This is a genomic window from Brevibacillus sp. HB1.2 (assembly GCF_013332495.1).
Taxonomy (GTDB): Bacteria; Bacillota; Bacilli; order Brevibacillales; family Brevibacillaceae; genus Brevibacillus; species Brevibacillus porteri.
This window is the reverse complement of sequence record NZ_JABMIU010000001.1, coordinates 841,207-860,072: the sequence shown is the minus strand read 5'-3', so window position 1 is coordinate 860,072 and position 18,866 is coordinate 841,207. Positions and strand designations below refer to the sequence as shown.

Genomic DNA, 18,866 nt, shown 5'->3' with positions numbered 1-18,866 from the left:
GTGAAGGAGCGTGGATCATCAGATACATGGGACGTACGACAGTTTCCTTGTGATACTCTCTTATTTAATCGCGGTTGCAGCTTCTTTTTCTGCTCTCAACCTGGCAGCCAGAGTGAGTACAAGTAAGGGGAAGCATCAGCTACTCTGGTTGATATTTGGTGCCACAACGATGGGGCTCGGAATATGGTCCATGCATTTTGTCGGAATGCTGGCACTTACCCTCCCAATTAAGGTTCTTTATGACATGGAGTATGTCATCCTATCTGTTATTCTTGCCATTTTTGTCTCAAGCATAGCGTTGTTTACCGTCACGAAAAGCAACCTCAATGCAAGACAGCTAGGTATCGCGGGAATTCTTATGGCTGCTGGAATATCTGGGATGCACTACGTGGGAATGGCCGCGATGATTATCGAAATTACATACGATATGTGGATCGTTATTTTATCCATTATCATTGCAGCGACTGCTTCGGCAGCGGCACTTTGGCTCTTGTTTTACTTTCGCCGTGATCAATCGAAATACGCATATTTATATAAATTGGGCAGCTCACTCATTATGGGAGCTGCAATCGCGGGTATGCATTACACCGGGATGGTTGCAGCGCATTTCTACGTAACGGAAGTGCCGACAACCGAGATAGAAACGCAGATCGAACCGGAGACCTTGGCCTATATCATTGTCTTGGCCACCTTTTTACTGATGGGCATTACATTGTTCGGCTTGTTTATTAACAAACGACTCTCGCAAAAAGATACGGTCATTCAGGAAAGTGAAAGCTGGTATCGTTCCCTTTATAAAAATAATGAGTACGGCATTATTTCCTTAGATACAGGTGGATGTATTATCCAAATGAACCCAGCTGTCACGAAGATTGGTGGACTACGGGAGGAAGAATTCATCCATCAACATGTATCGAAAATTGGCATGCATATAGTTGAGGAGAAAAGGGACATCACCAAAGATTCTTTTGCCCAGTCTTTTCAGCCCAATCGTAATAATTTTGAAACGGCCATCTTTCATCCGAACGGAAATCGAGTAGAGCTGAGTGTACTCAATGTCCCGGTTGAAATTGAGGGAGAAGTTGTTGGGAATCACATCATTGTGAAGGATATTACCGAAGAGAATCGCGTGAAAGAAAAAATCAGGTATTTGGCTTATCACGATGAGCTGACCGACTTACCGAATCGAAGAAAGTTTAATCAAGTCCTCCATCAATCTATTGAAAAAAGCAGCCAAGATTCAACCAGCTTTGCTGTCATGGTTCTCGACATCGATCGTTTCAAAATGATCAATGATTCCTTGGGTCACTCCTACGGCGATATCTTTTTGCAGGGGGTCAGCGACAGAATCGTAAAGAGTGCGGAAGGGTACCATGCAACAATTGCTCGTATGGGTGGAGATGAATTTACCATCCTCTGCAAAACACGAGCGGACCGTAGGGAAGCGGCGAGTTTAGCGGATAAGATCATTGAAGCGTTGAAACAGCCATTCTCGCTAAAAGACAGTGAATTTTACATATCAGCAAGTATTGGAACAGCGATATTCCCAGACCACGGAACGGATGCTGTCGCGCTGCTCAAAAAAGCGGATACGGCCATGTACGAGGTGAAAAAACAGGGGAAAAATGGTCACCTGTTCTATACGCCCGAGTTTGATGTGCAATTGCTGGAAAATATTGAGATAGAAAGTGATCTCAGAAAAGCAATTGAACGTAATGAGCTGGTAGTTTACTACCAACCTCAATTTCATGCGGAAAGTAATCGCATGATCGGAGTCGAGGCGCTCGTCAGGTGGAATCATCCGACCAAAGGGATGCTTTCACCAGGAGTGTTTATCCCTATTGCGGAAGAGACAGGGCTGATCTATGAGATTGGTACGTGGGTGCTTCGCGAAGCGTGCAGACAAATGAAGCAGTGGCATGATAGAGGGGGACCGTTGATACCCGTCTCCGTCAATTTGTCCTCCCATCAATTCCACCAACGGAACCTAGTCCAGTACATCAAAAATATCCTCGAGGAAACTAAGCTTGGCCCACACTTTTTGGAACTGGAAATCACAGAGAGCATGATGATGGACCCGGCAGTATCGATCAGTATCCTGCATGAGTTAAACAAAATTGGAACGAGAATTAGCTTGGATGATTTTGGAACCGGTTACAGCTCTTTGAGCTATTTGAAAAAGTTCCCGATCCACAAACTAAAGATTGACCGCTCCTTCATAACAGACCTGTCTCGAAATGATAACGATAAAGCCATTGTGGCCACTATTATTTCGATGGCGAAGCATCTGAAATTGGATGTAATTGCAGAAGGCATTGAAACGAAGGATCAGTTAGATATTTTGACAGAAAATCATTGCAAGGAAATACAAGGGTACTATTACAGCCGTCCATTATCCGCGAATGAGGTGGAGCAAGTGTTTTTTGTTCCCACCAGAAATCATCTCAGCCAAGAAGCGTAAGGAAAAACTCCCCGTCTTTTATAGAGGGGAGCTTTTTTGTAGGTACACAGCAGGAAAATGTAAATTGGGTATTGTATACCCTACAGGGGTATTGTAAAATAGAATCAAATAAAGCTTCCCAAAAACAAAGGAGGATGTAAAATGAATGTCACTTTGAACGTACAAGGAATGTCCTGCAATCACTGCGTCATCTCCATAGAAGGTGCTCTTCAAAAAGTTGACGGGGTTAGCAAAGCAACGGTAAGCCTTGCTGACAATCAGGTAAGCGTGACATTTGATGAATCCGTTGTTTCGCTGGAAAATGTGAAAGAGACCATTGAAGATCAAGGATACGATGTCGTTTAAGCAAAGGTTGTGGGAAAGGCTGTGATTATAAAATTGCAGCCTTTCATAAAGTCTTCGGTTGACTGAATGTTACAAATTCAAATCGTGTAGGAGGAATGCCTTTTGAAGCGTGTACAGTTTGCCGTAAGTCCAGAAATTCGTGTCGGCGGTTCTGTGTTTACACCAACAGATATGGTGGCGATCGGTCAAATCGTTGGCGAGGATGCACAAATTGAACTTTCAATCTTTCAGCAGCTTATTGTCGAGATGAATGAAGAGAAGGCTGACGATGCCAAAAAAGCGCTGCGTGAAAAAGGCTTATGCGTGTACGAAACGGGCTCTGTTGTGAAGAATTTGTCTGTCTGTTCTTTTTGCAAAGGAGCAGAGATTGAAGGGCTAGAGGCAGCAAGAAATTTGAATGATACGATTGCAGGGATGGCCGTTCCTTTTACGATGAGAGTCGGTTATACGGGTTGCCCGAATGCCTGTGGAGAGCCGTTGGTAAAAGATATTGGGATCGTCAAGCGAAAAGAAACCTTTGAAATCTACGTCGGAGGTCAATCGAAAACAATGGAGGCCAAAACAGCCGAGCTCCTGGTCGAGCAGGTGAAGGAAGAACAATTATCCTCCATCGTCCAAAGCATGATTACGTTGTATCAGACGCAAGGGAAAAAGAGAGAGAAGTTTTTCAAGTTCGTTGAACGATATGGATTGGAAAATGTCCGAAAAGAATTGGGGCTGTCTTCCTGATGAATATGTGAATATGGAACTTGCTACGTTTTGAAAATTTAGATTATAATCGAAGCGTATGTTTGCTAGGATGATTAGAGGAGGAATCTCATTGTCAAGTGCAGAATTGAACGTTGTACAGTCTTGTCATACATCTGATCGAAACAGTCATCATTCAGAAAAAACCAAGCAAAACTTGCAGGCGCGACTCAATCGGATTGAGGGACAGATTCGCGGGATTAAAGGCATGGTGGAGAAGGATACTTACTGTGATGATGTCTTGAATCAAATTGCTGCGGTACAATCTGCCTTAAATTCAGTGGGACGTATCCTTTTGGAAGGGCATATGAAATCCTGTGTGATTGAACGTATCCAAGAAGGGGACAGCGCAGTCATTGACGAGCTGTTAACTACGATGAATAAGCTGATGAAATAAAAAGCTTCAGAAATGAAGCTTTTTTATTATTGCGAAATATAGGTTAGTGGGGTATAGTATCATCAAGTCAGAATATTTTCACAATACAGAAAATATCAATCAAACAGGATGATAAGGGAGATGAAAAAATGGGCAAGAAAATGTTGCTGTTAGGTGTGTACGGCATGGAAGTGGTGGAGTGTGGCGGTGCTCTTGCCATTAACGTGAACAATGGAGGGGAATCGTACGCCTCGATCATGCTGTCTAGCGAAAAATCACGCCCGCAGGTTACAGAGGCGGCAGCGGTATTGGGGGTTCAGATGTATTTTCCCGGTTTTCAATCCGGTTATGTAGATGTCAGTCCGGAGTCCAAGAAAAAGCTTGTACGGATTATCCGAGAAGTGAAGCCAGATATTATCATTACGCAGGACCCAGAGCATTCCTTTCACGACTTGGACCCAGACCGTAGACAAGCCATGATTTTGATTTTGGAAAGTATCGCATTGGCCAGCCGGGAGTTTGCTTTAGATGAAATGCCTGGCTTGGAAGCTCACCCGATCCCGACGATCTATTACATGACTCCGCATCATCCCAACTGTGTCGTTGATATTTCGTCGGTGTGGGAACAAAAAAATCGAGCGATGGATGTCTTGCACAGTCAGATGGAGTTCAGTGGCCGACATTTTGAAGAAGCAGTCGATGCGAAGGCAATGGAGGCTATCGTCCCTGGGTTTACCGCGTTACCCTCTGACTACGAAAAGGGAAGAGCCGTGCACAAGGTACTCGATCAAGCCATTCATGTGTATCACGGTTTGGCAACGCATGGTCATTTTGCATTAGCAGAAGCATATAAACGTGATGGGAACTTCCATTTGAAAGAACTGATTAACTACTAGGAGAGAGATGTCGGATGAAGCATAATCGAGTCGGGATCATATGGCTGCTCATCGCTCTGTTTTCCACATTGTTCGTTGTTCCGGCTGGTGCCGAGAATCACAGGGAGGTGAAGCTTGGGATCACACAGGATGAACGCTCCTTGAATCTGTACACATACAATACCGGTTTTCCTGGACTCGAGCTGGTCAATCTTCTCTACGACCCGCTATTTATCCTCGATAAAGGCAACAAACCGATTCCTTGGCTGGTTAAAGAATTCACGGTATCCGAAGACGGCAAGCAATACAAAATGATTTTGCATGACCAAATCTTGTGGCAGGATGGAAAGCCTTTGACCTCAGAGGATGTGAAATTCACCTACGAATACCTGTTGAAATATAAAAAATCCCGCTTTACAACCCCAGCTGCACTCGTGAAAACCATTCAAACACCCGACCCAACCACTGTGATCATGGAGCTTGAGAAGCCTGAACCAGATTTCTTCATTCAACCTCTCGCTGATTTGCCGATTCTTCCGAAACATATTTGGAGCTCTGTGACTGATCCTGATAACTTTAACAATTCCTTGGGGAGCGGCCCTTTCATTTTAGAGGATTACAAAAAGGATCAATTTTATAAGCTGAAAGCGAACCCGCAGTACTTTAAAGGAAAACCGGAAATCGATACGTTAGTCATCCCCATCATCGCAGAAGCTAACGCCATGTTTACAGCATTAAAGGCAGGGCAGCTGGATGTCATCAGTCGCAGAGTCCAGCCGGAACTCGTCAAAGAGTTTGAAAGCAATCCGTCTATTAAAGTGGAAAGAGGCCCCGGTTTTGCTACAACGTTTCTCCAATTCAACGCTGAAAAGTTCCCGATGTCCGATCAAAAATTTCGCCAAGCGATAAGTCTTGCTATCGATCCGCAATACTTGGTAGATACGGTATTGCTCGGTTTTGGCACAAAAGGAAGTCCCGGCTTTATTCATCCAGCTACTTCTTCTTACAACAAGGCAGTCGTACATAAGACCGATGTCGAACAAGCCAAATCCATTCTTGAACAAGCAGGGTATAAAGACACGGACAATGACGGCCTACGAGAGGCGCCAGATGGCAACAAGCTCGAACTCGTCAATCTGGTCCAATCAAACAATCCTTCTAGCATACGATCTGCCGAAATCATTGCGGGATGGATGAAAACCATCGGGATTGATATGAAAGTTCGACCGATGGACCCCGATACCGTGATTAGTCTTGTCTGGCCCGAATATGATGTCACCAAAGGCCGGAATTATGACATGACGATGTTTGGCTGGTCGACTACGATGCAGCTGTTCCCTGCCAGATTGATTGATTTGTTCCACTCCGATCTAGCTGGCAAAGGGGGAACCAATATTGGCGGATTCAAAAGTGTAGCGTTTGACAAGCTGGCTGAGCAGCTCGATGAGACATTGGAACCGGAAAAACGCCAACAGATTATCAATCAGATGCAAGAGCAGGTAGCCAAAGATTATCCGATCGTCCCCTTGTACTATGCAGAGGAAATTAGTGCGTACAATCCCGCTAAATACGATGGGTGGGTATTCCAGGATGGGAAAGGCATCATCAACAAGCTCTCCTTTGTTTCCAATGGCGAAAAAGCCGCTGTGACAACGGAACAGCCAGCAGCAACACCTGCAAGCACGCAAGAACAAGCGAATGCGAATACAGGAAAAGGCACGACCTCGATCGTGACCATTCTCATCATGATCGTCGTCGTAGCGGGTGGATGGTACTTGCTCAGTAGAAGAAAAACGAACAACGAACGGTAAGCATGTTGACAGCTTCCCCTGCAGTCATGCTCCACCAGGTTATTGCGGGGGAACCATTTGATCCTGTTGATTATCGAAAGAAGAGGTGTACTCATGACCCGATTTCTAACAGGCAAGGTCACTCAATATATTTTCGTTATTTTTATTATGCTGACATTGAACTTTCTCCTCCCTCGTTTGATGCCAGGGAGTCCCCTCGCGTATATAGCTGGAGAAGACATCATGCTTATGACGACGGAAGAGAAGGAGGCCATATTAGAGGCACACGGATTAAATCAATCACTTTTGGAGCAATACTTCATCTATTTGGGGAATATGGCGACGATGGATTTCGGTTATTCCTACCAACAAAAGATGCCAATAACGCAGTTGATTTCGGAGCGGTTGCCGTGGACGCTACTGTTAACTGGATTGAATTTAGCGATTTCTACCTTGTTAGGCGTCATTTTTGGGACGATATCTGCTTGGAAGTGGGGGAAAAGAAGCGATGTTAGTCTCTTGACGATTTTCATGTTTTTAAGCGCGATGCCGTCCTTCTGGCTGGGCATGATTCTGGTAGCGATTTTCGCCGCACAATGGGGTCTGTTTCCTATCTTTGGGGCACAGACGGCATGGAGCAATTTGACTGGCTTAGATCGAGTTACCGACATTGCCCATCATCTCGTTTTACCGCTAGTGACACTCGTATTGATCACCGTTACGACAACCTATATGACGATGCGCTATTCGATGCTGAACGTGCTGGGCGAGGACTACATTATGATGGCCAGAGCCAAAGGCGTTAAAGAAAAAATGATCAAATACCGTCATGCCATGCGGAATGCGTTACTCCCGGTAGCTACGGTATTCATGCTCAGTCTCGGTAATATTTTTGGAGGAGCAACGGTGATTGAAACCGTTTTTGCTTACCCAGGCATCGGCAGGCTGATGTTTGAGGCCGTCTTAAGCAGGGACTATCCGGTGATACAGGCTGCATTTCTTATCATTACGCTGAGCGTAGTCATCGCCAACTTCCTAGCGGACATCTTATACCCGATTCTCGATCCAAAGGTGGGAAGGAACAATGGATAAAGGCAAATGGCTGCAGTACTGGACCATTTTTCAGTCTAGCCGACTTGGGGCGATTGGTACCATCATCCTTCTTCTATTTGTCATTGTTGCGCTAGGGGCACCACTCTTAGCACCTTTTGACCCAGACGAACGTGTAGCCACGCCATTTCTTCCGCCAGGCGGAGATTATGTGCTCGGAACCAATGACGTTGGACAAGACATCTTTAGCGAGCTCCTATACGGCTCGCGCATTTCGCTGACGATCGGTATTTTAGCTGCGTTGTTTTCTATTTTGCTTGGTTCTCTTGTGGGGATCGTTGCCGGTTACTTCGGGGGAAAAATCGATTCTGCTTTCATGAGACTGGTAGATTTGGTACTCGTTGTGCCTTTTTTGCCATTGATGATTTTACTCGCCGCGTTTATCGGTCCGAGCTTTTGGAATCTCATTTTCGTCATTACCGTATTGACCTGGGCATCTCCTGCTAGGGTGGTTCGCTCACAGGTCCTTACGATAAAAACGAAAGGGTTCGTGGAGGCCGCGCGATCAATTGGCAGCAGCGTTCCTACCGTGATGTTCCGTCATATTTTGCCGGGAGTCGTACCGATCGCCTTATCGCAATTCATCATGGCGGCAAGCAATGCCATCTTGTTGGAGGCTTCCCTCAGTTTTCTAGGGCTGGGCGACCCTTTGAATAAAAGCTGGGGAACGACCCTGTATTATGCACAGGCGCGAAGTGCTTTCCTGACAGATGCATGGCTATGGTGGATCTTGCCGCCGGGTGTGTTAATTACAGCGTTGGTCATCGGGTTTGCTTTTGCTGGCTACTCGCTGGAACAAATTTTTAATCCCCGGCTGCGGAAAGGGTGACTAGCCATGAATAAAGTTCTCGTCGTCGAAAATTTGCACACACACTTTTTTACGGCAAATGGTGTAGTAGAAGCGGTTGAGAATGTCAGTTTTCACCTAGAAAAGGGGGAAATGCTCGGACTGATTGGAGAGTCTGGCTGCGGGAAGTCCACCGTGATTCAGTCCATTCTGCGCTTGCTCGAATACCCGGGGAAGGTCATAAGCGGGAAGGCCATGCTGGGTGGAGTCGACTTGTTGCAGGCGCCAGCAGAGCAGATCGAAAAGCTCCGCTGGAAATCGATTTCTGTTATTCCCCAAAGCGCGATGAATGCCTTGAATCCTGTATTTACGGTCGGGGATCAAATCGTGGAAGCGATTTTGTTACATGAAAAAATAACGATGGGTGAAGCGATCCGACGAACAGAACAGCTATTGGAAAGGGTCGGGATTCCAAAGCAGAGGCGCAAGTCGTACCCACATGAATTCAGCGGAGGAATGAAACAGCGTGTAGCCATAGCGATGGCGCTAGCCTGTAATCCGCAGGTCGTCATCTCAGATGAATCGACGACCGGACTGGATGTGTTGACCCAAGCGCAAGTCATCGCGATATTGAAAGATCTGCAACGATCTATGGACTTATCCATTATCCTTATCTCTCACGACCTGCCGATGGTGACAGCTATCTGTGAAAGGATAGCCATTATGTATGCGGGCAAGATTGTGGAATGTGGGACAACGGAACAATTGATTACGAACCCAAGGCACCCGTACTCACAAGGTTTGCTCGCTGCCACTCCCGATATAAATGACCCCGAGAAAGAATGTCGTTCGATTCCGGGGACAGTGCCGCTGCTCATAAACCCGCCAATAGGGTGCAGATTTCATACGAGATGCCAGCATGTGCAAGACAAATGCAAGGTAGAGTCTCCACCATTAAGAGAAGTGCATGAAGGGCATTTTGTATCCTGTTTTGTAGGAGGGTAAGACATGACCGATCCGCAAAAGTCGCAATCCAATAATGATTTGGTGAGGGTGCAAAATTTGGTCAAACGCTTTGAAAAGAAGCAGGGAGCGTTTTTTCGCAGCAAAAAGACGACGGTCTATGCCGTAAACAATGTGAATTTCTCTATCAAAAAGGGGGAGATTCTCGGGATCATCGGGGAGAGTGGGTGCGGGAAAACAACGACTGCCCGAATGATTATGCGGCTTACAAAAGAATCATCCGGTCAAATTCTTTTTGATGGGCAAGACTTGTGCCGATTAGGAGACCGAGCAGTGAGGGGAATTCGGCAAGAGATGCAAATGATTTTTCAGGACCCGTACGATTCATTGAATCCGGGAATGACGATTCTTGAAATCTTAATGGAGCCGCTCCATGCCCATCAAATTGCGAGTACCTTTGAAAAGAAGAGGGACCAAGTGCTTCAAATGCTCAACCATATCGAGCTAAGACCTGCCGAAAGCTTTCTGCAGCGCTATCCGCATCAGCTAAGCGGGGGACAGCGGCAAAGAATTGCAATCGCTCGAGCGCTCATTTTAAAACCAAAGTTCGTTGCGGCTGATGAGCCAACCTCCATGTTGGATGTGTCGGTCAGAATGGGCGTTTTGCAGCTATTAAAATCATTGAAAGAAGAAATGGGTCTGACGATGTTGTTTATTACCCATGACCTGTCGACGGCTGCATACATGTGTGATCGGATAGCTGTCATGTATCAAGGGAATATCGTCGAGATCGGACCGACCCATGAGATTCTGTATCATCCCTCTCACCCTTACACACGCGCACTCGTAGCTGTGGTATCCGATCTCAATCATTTTCTCAAACATAGGCAAGAGCTGATAGTAGATGGGGAAGTACAGAATGAAGGAATCCAACGAGGATGTCCTTTTCTTGCCCGCTGCCCCCATCAGGTTGACCACTGCCGGAATATGAAACCTATGCTAGAGCGAATCTCATCCGACCACTATGTTTCATGTATCCATCATCAGGGGGAATTTGAGAGCGCAAAGGCTGCAAATCGGTATGCGAACTAGAAAAGGTGTGAGCCCTCTCGACAGTAGTCAGAGGGTTTTCTTGTTCGTTTTGTCCTATTTTGTTGACGTAGGACATACTTTACAATGTGGAGAATATACTCGGGGGTGGTATCTTGAGCGCGGTGTATCAGGTCCTGATCTATGTCGGTTTCGCTTATGTTTGCTTTACATGGTTTATATGGCGACGAAAGCAGGGAATCGATCATATGCAAGGCATGATGAGCACGATGTCTGTCAGTATGATGATTGGGTTGATCGGTGGGTTGATCCTCGGCGATGTTTACAGGGGAGACCTTTATGTATCCACCATGTGGGGAATGCTGGCTGGTGGACTGTCTGGTTTTCTGCTAGGAGTTCCTTTGTCGATCCTGAGTATTGTAGAAGGAATTTTATCGGGTGTCATGGGCGGGATGATGGGCGCCATGCTAGGAGAGATGGTTCCCAGTGAAAAAGTAGAGCCTCTCCTGTTTGTTTTCGTCATGCTCTATACGGTATGTATGCTGCTCGTAGCCAAGCTGATTGATTTCAATAAAAAAGAAACGAAGTGGTCCTCCTTTTTTCATCATCCAGGCACTCCAGCTGTGTTGCTGCTTGCCGTCTTCTTCTGGTTTCAATCATTACCGTTTCCATCCCCGGCTCTTTATGCAGGCGATCGCGCGACAGAAATCACCCTCACAGCCGTCGACTTTTCGTATAAACCGAACCAATTTACCGTGAAAAAAGATACGGAGATCAAAGTTGTCTTTCAAAATGATGGCAATGTAGAGCACGATATCGAGGTTGTGTCTCATGGAAAAATCGTTACGATTTCAGAATCAAGCAGCGAACATCATCATGGAGCAATGGCTGAAGGTGTGGTTCATTTGCACGCCAAACCAGGAGAGTCTGTTGAAACCGTGTGGAAGGCATTGGAGGAAGGAACCTATGAATTTTATTGTACGATCCCTGGACACAAAGAAAGCGGCATGATAGGACGCTTGCAAGTGACGGGATGAAGCAAAGGAGAGGCGAATCATGCCTTTCTTTTTTTCTTCATAGTTTCCTCACAACCTTTCTGTAAAATAAACGAAAAGGAAGACCCACTCGGAGGAGAAGCATGGATTGGTATTCGTACTTGTATAAATATGGAGCATGGATCAGCAAGCCCTTTTCCGATTTGTATTACGGAATGGGCGAACAAGCACCGTTGATTGGAGCGTTGTTGCTCGGGATCGTTGGCGCATTTGCACCGTGCCAGTTATCGGGGAATGTGGCTGCTTTTACTGTGTTCGGGAAGAATGTCGTCGTCAGAGGTGGCTTTCGTAGTCATGTCTGGATGTTCATCCTTGGCAAAGCAGTCGTGTATTCCGCTTTGGGAGCAATCGTATTTGCGTTCGGTGAACAACTCTCTACACAAGCGATTCCTTTGTTTCAGTGGGCGAGAAAGCTACTAGCTCCGATGTTTATTTTGATTGGATTGTTCTTAATCGGATGGATTCGACTGCCATTTCTACATACGCAATCATTTGAGGAAAAAATCAAGCGTTTTTCGGAGCGATTTGAGGGAAAGACACAATCCTTTTGGCTTGGCGTTGCCTTTTCCCTCGGGTTTTGTCCGACGATGTTTTGGCTCTATTTTGGACTGACGATGCCTTTGATGTTCACGAGCTCGTTCGGCCCGATCATTCCCACTGTATTTGCACTTGGCACGGCGCTTCCATTGCTCATCGTATTACTGCTGCTTGCCGTCGCAAGTGATAGCCCTTCTCTCATGAACAAAACGAGGAAATGGGGTACGGTCACGCAAAAATTGGCTGGAATCGTGTTTATCCTGCTCGGTATTTCGGACTTTATGGCATTTTGGTAAGGGTGAAAGACAAGATAGAAATCGAAGAGGTGGATAGGATGAAAAAGAGATGGATAGTGAGCGCTCTGTTGGTGGTTCTCGCTACTATAGCCCTCGTATTTTGGAATACCAAACCATCTTTGCAAGTCATTGATTCAGGACAGTTGTCGCAATGGATGACGGATGAACAAGAGATGGTGATTGTGGATCTGCGCGAGCCCGAATTATTTGAAGAGGGAAGAGTCCCCAATGCCATAAATATTCCTTTCGCAGAGATCAGTGAGAAATACTCGAGTATCCCGAAAGACAAGAAAGTTGTCTTCGTCTGTCATACCGGAAGGATGGGAGTGGAGAGCGGAAACCTCCTGCTCGAAAATGGCTACAAAGATGTAGCGAACCTTGACGGCGGCATGGCGAAATGGACTGGACAGGTGGAATCGTAAATGCTGGACCGCTTTCTTTTTATGGAGGAGAGCGGTTTCGTCGTTTTGTGGGATCAATCACGCCTACTGGGTGGGCTGCATAGTGTAGTCATGAAGGAACAGACATTGCAAGCTGGAGGAGGATTTTGGCATTGCATTCGCAAACACGCGACTATTATCCGTACGTTGGTCCCTATGATCCTTGTCCGCCGATTCGGGTGAAGACATACCAGGTACCCCCTCAGCTGTTCATGACATTTCAGCCGGAGAACTTGCCGCAATACAGCCCGATGGAAGCGTTGAGATTAGGTACGTTATGGCCGGCACTTTTTAGCCCCTATGATCCCAGACTGAGTCATTTGGGGAGGGAGCACTCATGACAGCTGAAAATAGATTTGGCGATGAACAATATTACGCATTGCTTGAACAACTGCAAGCGATCGACTTTGTACTGGTAGAGCTCAGTCTTTATTTAGATACGCATCCAACCGATCAGAATGCGCTCCAGCAGTATAACGATTTAACGGAGCAGCGCTGGGGTTTGGCAAACGAATATGAGAAATCGTACGGGCCTTTGCAAAATCTTGGTCGCAGCTATTCAGGGTATCCGTGGCAGTGGAATGATGATCCATGGCCTTGGCAAGTTTAGAAGAGAGGGATAACGAAACCGATGTGGATCTATGAAAAAAAACTGCAGTATCCGGTTCGTGTCAGTAAGTGCGATGTAAGAATGGCGAAGTATTTGATTGAGCAATACGGAGGGGCGGATGGAGAGTTGGCAGCCGCTCTGCGCTATATGAACCAACGGTATACGATCCCGAATAAAGTAGTCGGATTATTAACGGATATCGCTACCGAAGAGTTTGCGCATCTCGAAATGATTGCCACGATGGTGTATAAGCTGACCAAAGACGCGACTGTCGAAGAGTTGAAGGAAGCGGGACTGGGTGACCATTACGCCAATCATGATCGGGCGCTCTTTTACAACAATGCCAGCGGTGTGCCGTGGACGGCAGCCTATATTGCTGCCAAGGGCGATCCAATAGCGGACCTTTACGAGGATATCGCCGCAGAAGAAAAAGCCCGCGCGACATATCAATGGCTGATTGACATGACCGATGATGTTGATTTGCAGGACAGCTTGAAGTTTTTGCGGGAGCGGGAAGTCGTTCACTCTATGCGTTTTCGCGAGGCTGTAGAGATATTGAAGGAAGAGCGGGATTCGAAGAAGATATTTTGAGGGGAAAAAAGAGAGCTGGTGGGCTCTCTTTTTGTTTCTATGGCTGCTGCGGTTCAAAGGTAGGTGGAACGACTATGATGAGAAGGCTTTTCCCTCACACATCCATAATAATCGGCAGGATCATGGGTCTGCGCTTTGTTTTGGCATATACGAATTTCCCAATCGATTCCCGCATTCCTTGCTTCAAGCGGTTCCACTGACTCACATTCGCTTCCTGCAGATTGGTGATCACCTCGGATGCAATGCGAGTGGCTTCTTCCAAGAGACCCTCTGATTCCGGGGCATAGATGAAACCGCGGGAAATAAGGTCAGGACCCGACAAAATCTTGCCGTCGGTTTTACTGCGCGTCACAACGATCACGAGAATGCCATCTTCCGAAAGATGCTTGCGATCCCGTAATATCCCATTTCCTACATCACCGATTCCCAAACCATCCACCAAGGTATTTCCGGCAGGGATTTTTCTTTCCTGTACAGCTACACCATCCTGAATATCCACGACATCTCCGTTATTTACAATGAAAATGGACTCGAAATCAACGCCGACGGATTCAGCCAACAGACGATGTTGATGGAGCATCCGATACTCACCATGAATGGGGATGAAGTATTTTGGCTTCATGAGAGTGAGCATGAGCTTCAACTCTTCTTGGAAGCCATGCCCGGACACATGCATGCCTGTCCCAGAGCCATAAATTACGTTGGCGCCCATAATAAACAAGTTATCGACGATGCGCGCTACATTCCGTTCGTTTCCTGGAATAGGGGAAGAAGAGAGGATGACGGTATCGCCGCGTTCTACTTTAACGTGCCGATACCCGGAGGTCGACAATCGGGATAAGGCTGCCATCGGTTCGCCTTGGCTTCCCGTGCATAGGACAGCGACACGGCCTGGATCGAGCTCGCTCACTTCTTCTATTTCCACCAACATGTCTTCTGGTATATGTAAATAGCCTTGTTCCGATGCGATTTTGACCACATTGACCATACTTCGGCCAAGCAAAGCTAGCTTTCGATTCGTCGCTTCTACCGCATCAATGACTTGTTGCAGGCGGTATACATTGGAAGCGAACGTCGAGACAAATATTTTCTGCCGTGCCTTACTGAATGCTTCTAACAGACGATCGCCCACGTTCTTTTCTGATGGAGTGAAGCCTGGGCGCTCCGCATTGGTACTTTCCGACAACAAGGCTAATACACCTTTCTGACCGATTTCGGCCATTCTGTGCAAATCGGGGGATTGCTTATGCCCCGGCGTTAAATCAAATTTAAAATCGCCCGTATGCACAATAGAGCCTGCTTTTGTCTCAAATACAACACCCAAGCAATCAGGAATGCTATGGTTCGTCTGAAAAAAGCTGATCGTGAGCGAGCCTAATGAAATAGTAGAGAGACGATCGATGGAGATAAGGGTGGACTGATGAAGCAAATCATGCTCCTTCAGCTTCAATTCGATAAGTCCTAACGTTAAGCGGGTACCGTAAACAGGGACGTTTAATTGTCTTAAAAAATAGGGAATGCCCCCGATGTGATCTTCATGACCATGCGTGACAATCAAGGCTCGGACTTTTTCCTGATTTTCCAGCAGATAACTAATGTCCGGTATGATCAGATCAATTCCTAAATAACTCTCATCCGGGAACTTCGATCCACAATCAATGAGGACGATTTCATCCCCGCATTGAATCCCGTACATGTTTTTGCCGATTTCATATACTCCTCCTAAAGCAAAAATAGAAAGAGTTTCATTCCATGCATTCATACGCAGTCACTGACCTCCCCAAAGCATCTTGTGGTTACTTTTACCTATTGGAATGCTGAGTATGTATGGATAGCAGGTTAAATCAATCAGCAAAAATGGATGAATGAACCAATCAGGAGTCGGGCACACTGGGGTAAGACTCATATTGGAAGGGAGCAGCTCCGGTGAAAACCAAACGATTTCTTTTCCGCTTGTTTCTCTTGATTGCCATTGCGGCTGGTGTGGAATGGTTTGTGTACGCGAACCAACAAGCGCAAACCGAAGTGGTAGCAGACGAGTCGCACGCTCATCATGCAGCGCCGACACTCGCTGTGACGCATACCCTTGAAAAAGATGATTTGCAACTCAAATTGGCCGTTACGAACTTCTCTTTTTCCCTCGAAAACATGGGGAAAGAAAACAAGCACGGGGAAGGTCATGTTCATCTGTACCTCGACGGTAAAAAGATCGCCAAAGTATTTGAGCCTAGCTATGTCATGAAGGATATCCCAGCTGGGAAGCATGAGGTCAAGGTAGAATTGGCTCATAATAACCACGAGTCGTATGGTGTTGCAGAGAGCTTTTCCATTGAGGTAAAGCCCTGAATAAGCAAGGGTAACTGTTGGGAAAAGGAAAAAAGCCGACTTCGATACGCCTTGTGGCATTCGAACTGTCGGCTTTTTTCGTGGATAGACTAGCGCATATGCACACTGACTTTTGCTTGCTGGTCTGGCAGGGCAATCACCAACGTCGGATAGCTGATGACTTGTGTTTTCATCGAACCTGGAGCTGGTGCTTGTACCCGAACGTGTACGGCAAAGGCATGAGGGCCAGTCCGCTTGACTTGGTCCGCCACTAAACGATATCCTCCTGTAGGGCGCTGTCCTGCACCTACGACTACATAAGATTTTCCATTGGCACGAACAATAGTGTGTCCGCCATTTTTTCGAACTTTCTTCAAAGCTTCCTGCACAGCCGGCGGATAGGGAGCTGCAACGGCCTCGTAAGCAGCATCTGCTTGTACAGCCTCTTTCGCCACAGGCTCAGATACGGTAGGATGTTGAGGTGACAAGACTTGTGTACCCGTTACTGCCAAGGTTGCTGTTAAGAGTAAACTAGGAAATACATGCAACATCAAGATCCCTCCAATTGGTAAAAGTAATGAATCGAACATCATATAAACTGAGGTGACAGGCGTGCGTGTGAAGGATTCGCTGGAATACCTGTCCGAATCAACGCGACAAGCGATTCTACATGAACAGACCAAACGATATCAGATTGCCGAAGAGCAAGAATTAACAGCGAGATTGTTGGACCCCGCTTTTATTGGGCAAGTATGGGAACAGGCAGATGAGCTGGAACGAGCCGTTATCCGGCTTTTCGTAACCAAAGCGACGAGAGGTTTTTTTAGCAAACGAGCTTGGGAACGCGAAACGGCAAAAGAGCACAGACATCTGTCAGTCGGCTTGACGAAATTGCGACGGCTTGGACTGATCTTGACTGTACGGAAAATGTGGAGTGAGATCGGCTATTTGATGCCACAAGAGGTTCGAGAACAGTTGACGAATCAAATGCTGCCGGAAGCCTCTCAGGCTTTTGTTTCTCTTTCAAAAACGCTCCCTTATTATATATCAGCAGGCAGAGGGATACAGCTGGATCTTTTTGGGCTTTTGTTGTTTATTCGAGACAACCAAATTCCTATAACGCAAAAAGGAAGCATTCATCGCAGGATGTCGCAAAAAATGCTGCCGCTGCTCTCGTTTACAGACGAGCATGTAAAAGGAATCGTGATTCCGCCGCTCGATCAGGAACAAAGAGAGGGCTTATCTTTGACCGTTGTCCTTGATATTGCGCTCAGACTGGGCTTGGTGCATAGGGAAGAGCGAGAACTCGTACTCGATCTCAATCGAACGAAGCAATGGCTACATCAACTGCCGCTCGTACGTTGGGAAGAGATGTACCAACTCGTCATGGAACAATTTTTGCCGCATGGCGACTGGTGGGAATTTTTCATTCAATTGATGAGACAGGTTCCTGTCGAGCAGTGGTGTTCCATCCATGAGCAATTGCGCATGCTAAACGAAGCAGGATTCCCTTTACCCGACAATGCAGAGGAGCTCATTGTGGAGCAATGGATGCATGTACTGTTAGGGTTGGGATGGATTCAGCTCGGGATGGACGAGGAGCGAGGGGTTTTTTGGCGTTGGAGCAGCTTGCCGCGATTATCGTCGGAGGAAGGCTGGTTTGTGGACCCCACAGGTGCCATTACAATCCCTCCACTTGTTCCATTGCTGGATGTATGGGAGATCAGCCGATTTTGCCAGCTCCAATTTGATGGGCAATTGATACGGGGTGAATTGCAAGCAAGGCTGTTGCAATCGTATTTGGCTCAAGGAGGGACGGAGGAGCAAGTCATCGAAAAGCTCCGCGCCTCCTGTGTTCATCCGTTGCCTGAGAGCTTGATTGAGGTTGTGAGCCAATGGGCGAGAACAGCAAGGCAGATTCAAATGGAGCCGTACTTCCTTGTGCGGACAGCACATGCTGGATTTCTGGAGGAATGGCGCGAAATTCCTGACTTTCACCCATTTCTTACCCAAGTGATATCGCCGAATGCGTTTTTGATTCCACACTCGCAGGAAAAAGAACTAATCCGTTTACTACGTCACTTCGGTTATGAGCCGCAAGTGCTGTCACATGTTGCTAGCGCAAGCAAAGAGCTCCAGCCGCATCAAAATAGTCAAGCGGGGAATAAAGGCCTGCTTCTCATTGAACGGCCTTGGGACGGTTATGCTATTGAAAACACGTTCCCTGAGCAAAATGAGCAAATCGCCGCACTACCAAAAATGTGGACGAAGCATTTCCAATCGTATCATCCACAGTCCATGCGGGATTTGTTTAAGCGCGCAATAGAACTGAAGCTGGAAGTCGAGATCCAGCAAAACGGCAAAGAAAAGCTGCGAGGGCTGCCGACAGAAGTACGTCTGGAAATGGGGTACTGGATGGTTACGATTGCCGGACAGGGCGGCAAACAGTGCTACCGTCTCGACAACATTGAGCGAGTGCGCATTGTCGTGCCCGAATATCTGTACTAA

21 protein-coding genes are annotated in these 18,866 nt (G+C 46.7%); 19 read left to right on the top strand and 2 right to left on the bottom strand.

The genetic code is table 11. The annotated features are described in order from the left end of the window. The first annotated feature begins 10 nt into the window (after positions 1 to 10). The 17 genes from HPY28_RS03990 to HPY28_RS03910 all read left to right on the top strand — a co-directional run bounded on the left by HPY28_RS03990 (position 11) and on the right by HPY28_RS03910 (position 14,033). Positions 11 to 2,461: a bifunctional diguanylate cyclase/phosphodiesterase gene (locus HPY28_RS03990; protein WP_174224799.1), complete on the top strand. Its 2,451-nt coding sequence runs from the start codon at positions 11 to 13 to the stop codon at positions 2,459 to 2,461. A gap of 141 nt (positions 2,462 to 2,602) precedes the next feature. Continuing rightward, the gene (gene copZ, locus HPY28_RS03985) at positions 2,603 to 2,806 is read left to right on the top strand and encodes a copper chaperone CopZ (protein WP_017247941.1); all 204 of its coding nucleotides are present in this window, start codon (positions 2,603 to 2,605) and stop codon (positions 2,804 to 2,806) included. 102 nt (positions 2,807 to 2,908) lie between these two features. Further along, positions 2,909 to 3,535: an NAD(P)/FAD-dependent oxidoreductase gene (locus HPY28_RS03980; protein ID WP_017247942.1), complete on the top strand. Its 627-nt coding sequence runs from the start codon at positions 2,909 to 2,911 to the stop codon at positions 3,533 to 3,535. Positions 3,536 to 3,626: 91 nt separating this feature from the next. Further along, a complete protein-coding gene (locus tag HPY28_RS03975) occupies positions 3,627 to 3,950 on the top strand; it encodes a metal-sensitive transcriptional regulator (RefSeq protein WP_017247943.1) in 324 nt (107 codons plus the stop codon). Positions 3,951 to 4,078: 128 nt separating this feature from the next. After that, positions 4,079 to 4,825 (top strand): PIG-L deacetylase family protein, encoded by a 747-nt coding sequence (locus tag HPY28_RS03970; protein WP_017247944.1) that lies wholly within the window; start codon positions 4,079 to 4,081, stop codon positions 4,823 to 4,825. Between the two features lie 14 nt (positions 4,826 to 4,839). Further along, the gene (locus HPY28_RS03965) at positions 4,840 to 6,615 is read left to right on the top strand and encodes an ABC transporter substrate-binding protein (protein ID WP_174230100.1); all 1,776 of its coding nucleotides are present in this window, start codon (positions 4,840 to 4,842) and stop codon (positions 6,613 to 6,615) included. A 93-nt stretch (positions 6,616 to 6,708) separates the two neighbouring features. Further along, entirely contained in the window at positions 6,709 to 7,686 is a 978-nt protein-coding gene (locus HPY28_RS03960) for an ABC transporter permease (RefSeq protein WP_173621529.1), read from the top strand. Then, positions 7,679 to 8,533 (top strand): ABC transporter permease, encoded by an 855-nt coding sequence (locus tag HPY28_RS03955; RefSeq protein ID WP_017247947.1) that lies wholly within the window; start codon positions 7,679 to 7,681, stop codon positions 8,531 to 8,533. The genes HPY28_RS03960 and HPY28_RS03955 overlap by 8 nt, the downstream gene beginning before the upstream one ends. Positions 8,534 to 8,539: 6 nt before the next feature. After that, positions 8,540 to 9,496: an ABC transporter ATP-binding protein gene (locus HPY28_RS03950; RefSeq protein WP_174230099.1), complete on the top strand. Its 957-nt coding sequence runs from the start codon at positions 8,540 to 8,542 to the stop codon at positions 9,494 to 9,496. A 3-nt stretch (positions 9,497 to 9,499) separates the two neighbouring features. After that, positions 9,500 to 10,546 carry an ABC transporter ATP-binding protein gene (locus HPY28_RS03945; RefSeq protein WP_174230098.1) on the top strand — a complete coding sequence of 349 codons (1,047 nt, stop codon included), beginning with the start codon at positions 9,500 to 9,502 and terminating at the stop codon, positions 10,544 to 10,546. A 122-nt stretch (positions 10,547 to 10,668) separates the two neighbouring features. After that, positions 10,669 to 11,541: a cupredoxin domain-containing protein gene (locus HPY28_RS03940; protein ID WP_173621942.1), complete on the top strand. Its 873-nt coding sequence runs from the start codon at positions 10,669 to 10,671 to the stop codon at positions 11,539 to 11,541. A 101-nt stretch (positions 11,542 to 11,642) separates the two neighbouring features. Continuing rightward, positions 11,643 to 12,392, top strand: a complete 750-nt coding sequence (locus HPY28_RS03935) for a cytochrome c biogenesis CcdA family protein (RefSeq protein WP_174230097.1) — start codon at positions 11,643 to 11,645, stop codon at positions 12,390 to 12,392. A gap of 38 nt (positions 12,393 to 12,430) precedes the next feature. Beyond that, a complete protein-coding gene (locus HPY28_RS03930) occupies positions 12,431 to 12,814 on the top strand; it encodes a rhodanese-like domain-containing protein (protein WP_174230096.1) in 384 nt (127 codons plus the stop codon). Next, a complete protein-coding gene (locus tag HPY28_RS03925) occupies positions 12,815 to 13,015 on the top strand; it encodes a hypothetical protein (RefSeq protein ID WP_174229806.1) in 201 nt (66 codons plus the stop codon). Then, on the top strand, positions 12,946 to 13,173 hold the full coding sequence (locus HPY28_RS03920; RefSeq protein WP_017247951.1) for a spore coat associated protein CotJA: 228 nt from the start codon (positions 12,946 to 12,948) through the stop codon (positions 13,171 to 13,173). Before HPY28_RS03925 ends, HPY28_RS03920 begins: the two co-directional genes overlap by 70 nt. Then, entirely contained in the window at positions 13,170 to 13,442 is a 273-nt protein-coding gene (locus HPY28_RS03915; protein ID WP_173621533.1) for a spore coat protein CotJB, read from the top strand. The genes HPY28_RS03920 and HPY28_RS03915 overlap by 4 nt, the downstream gene beginning before the upstream one ends. Positions 13,443 to 13,463: 21 nt before the next feature. Continuing rightward, a complete protein-coding gene (locus tag HPY28_RS03910) occupies positions 13,464 to 14,033 on the top strand; it encodes a manganese catalase family protein (RefSeq protein WP_017247953.1) in 570 nt (189 codons plus the stop codon). A 94-nt stretch (positions 14,034 to 14,127) separates the two neighbouring features. Here HPY28_RS03910 and HPY28_RS03905 read toward each other — a convergent pair whose 3' ends face one another. Beyond that, the gene (locus HPY28_RS03905; protein ID WP_174230095.1) at positions 14,128 to 15,795 is read right to left on the bottom strand and encodes a ribonuclease J; all 1,668 of its coding nucleotides are present in this window, start codon (positions 15,793 to 15,795) and stop codon (positions 14,128 to 14,130) included. A gap of 164 nt (positions 15,796 to 15,959) precedes the next feature. Here HPY28_RS03905 and HPY28_RS03900 point away from each other — a divergent pair, with 164 nt between their 5' ends. Continuing rightward, positions 15,960 to 16,379 (top strand): thioredoxin domain-containing protein, encoded by a 420-nt coding sequence (locus HPY28_RS03900; protein WP_017247955.1) that lies wholly within the window; start codon positions 15,960 to 15,962, stop codon positions 16,377 to 16,379. An 89-nt stretch (positions 16,380 to 16,468) separates the two neighbouring features. Here HPY28_RS03900 and HPY28_RS03895 read toward each other — a convergent pair whose 3' ends face one another. Then, on the bottom strand, positions 16,469 to 16,909 hold the full coding sequence (locus HPY28_RS03895) for a protease complex subunit PrcB family protein (protein WP_017247956.1): 441 nt from the start codon (positions 16,907 to 16,909) through the stop codon (positions 16,469 to 16,471). Between the two features lie 61 nt (positions 16,910 to 16,970). On the opposite strand from HPY28_RS03895, the gene HPY28_RS03890 reads away from it, so the two are divergent. Further along, positions 16,971 to 18,866, top strand: coding sequence for a hypothetical protein (locus HPY28_RS03890; protein WP_174230094.1), 1,896 nt, complete (start codon positions 16,971 to 16,973; stop codon positions 18,864 to 18,866).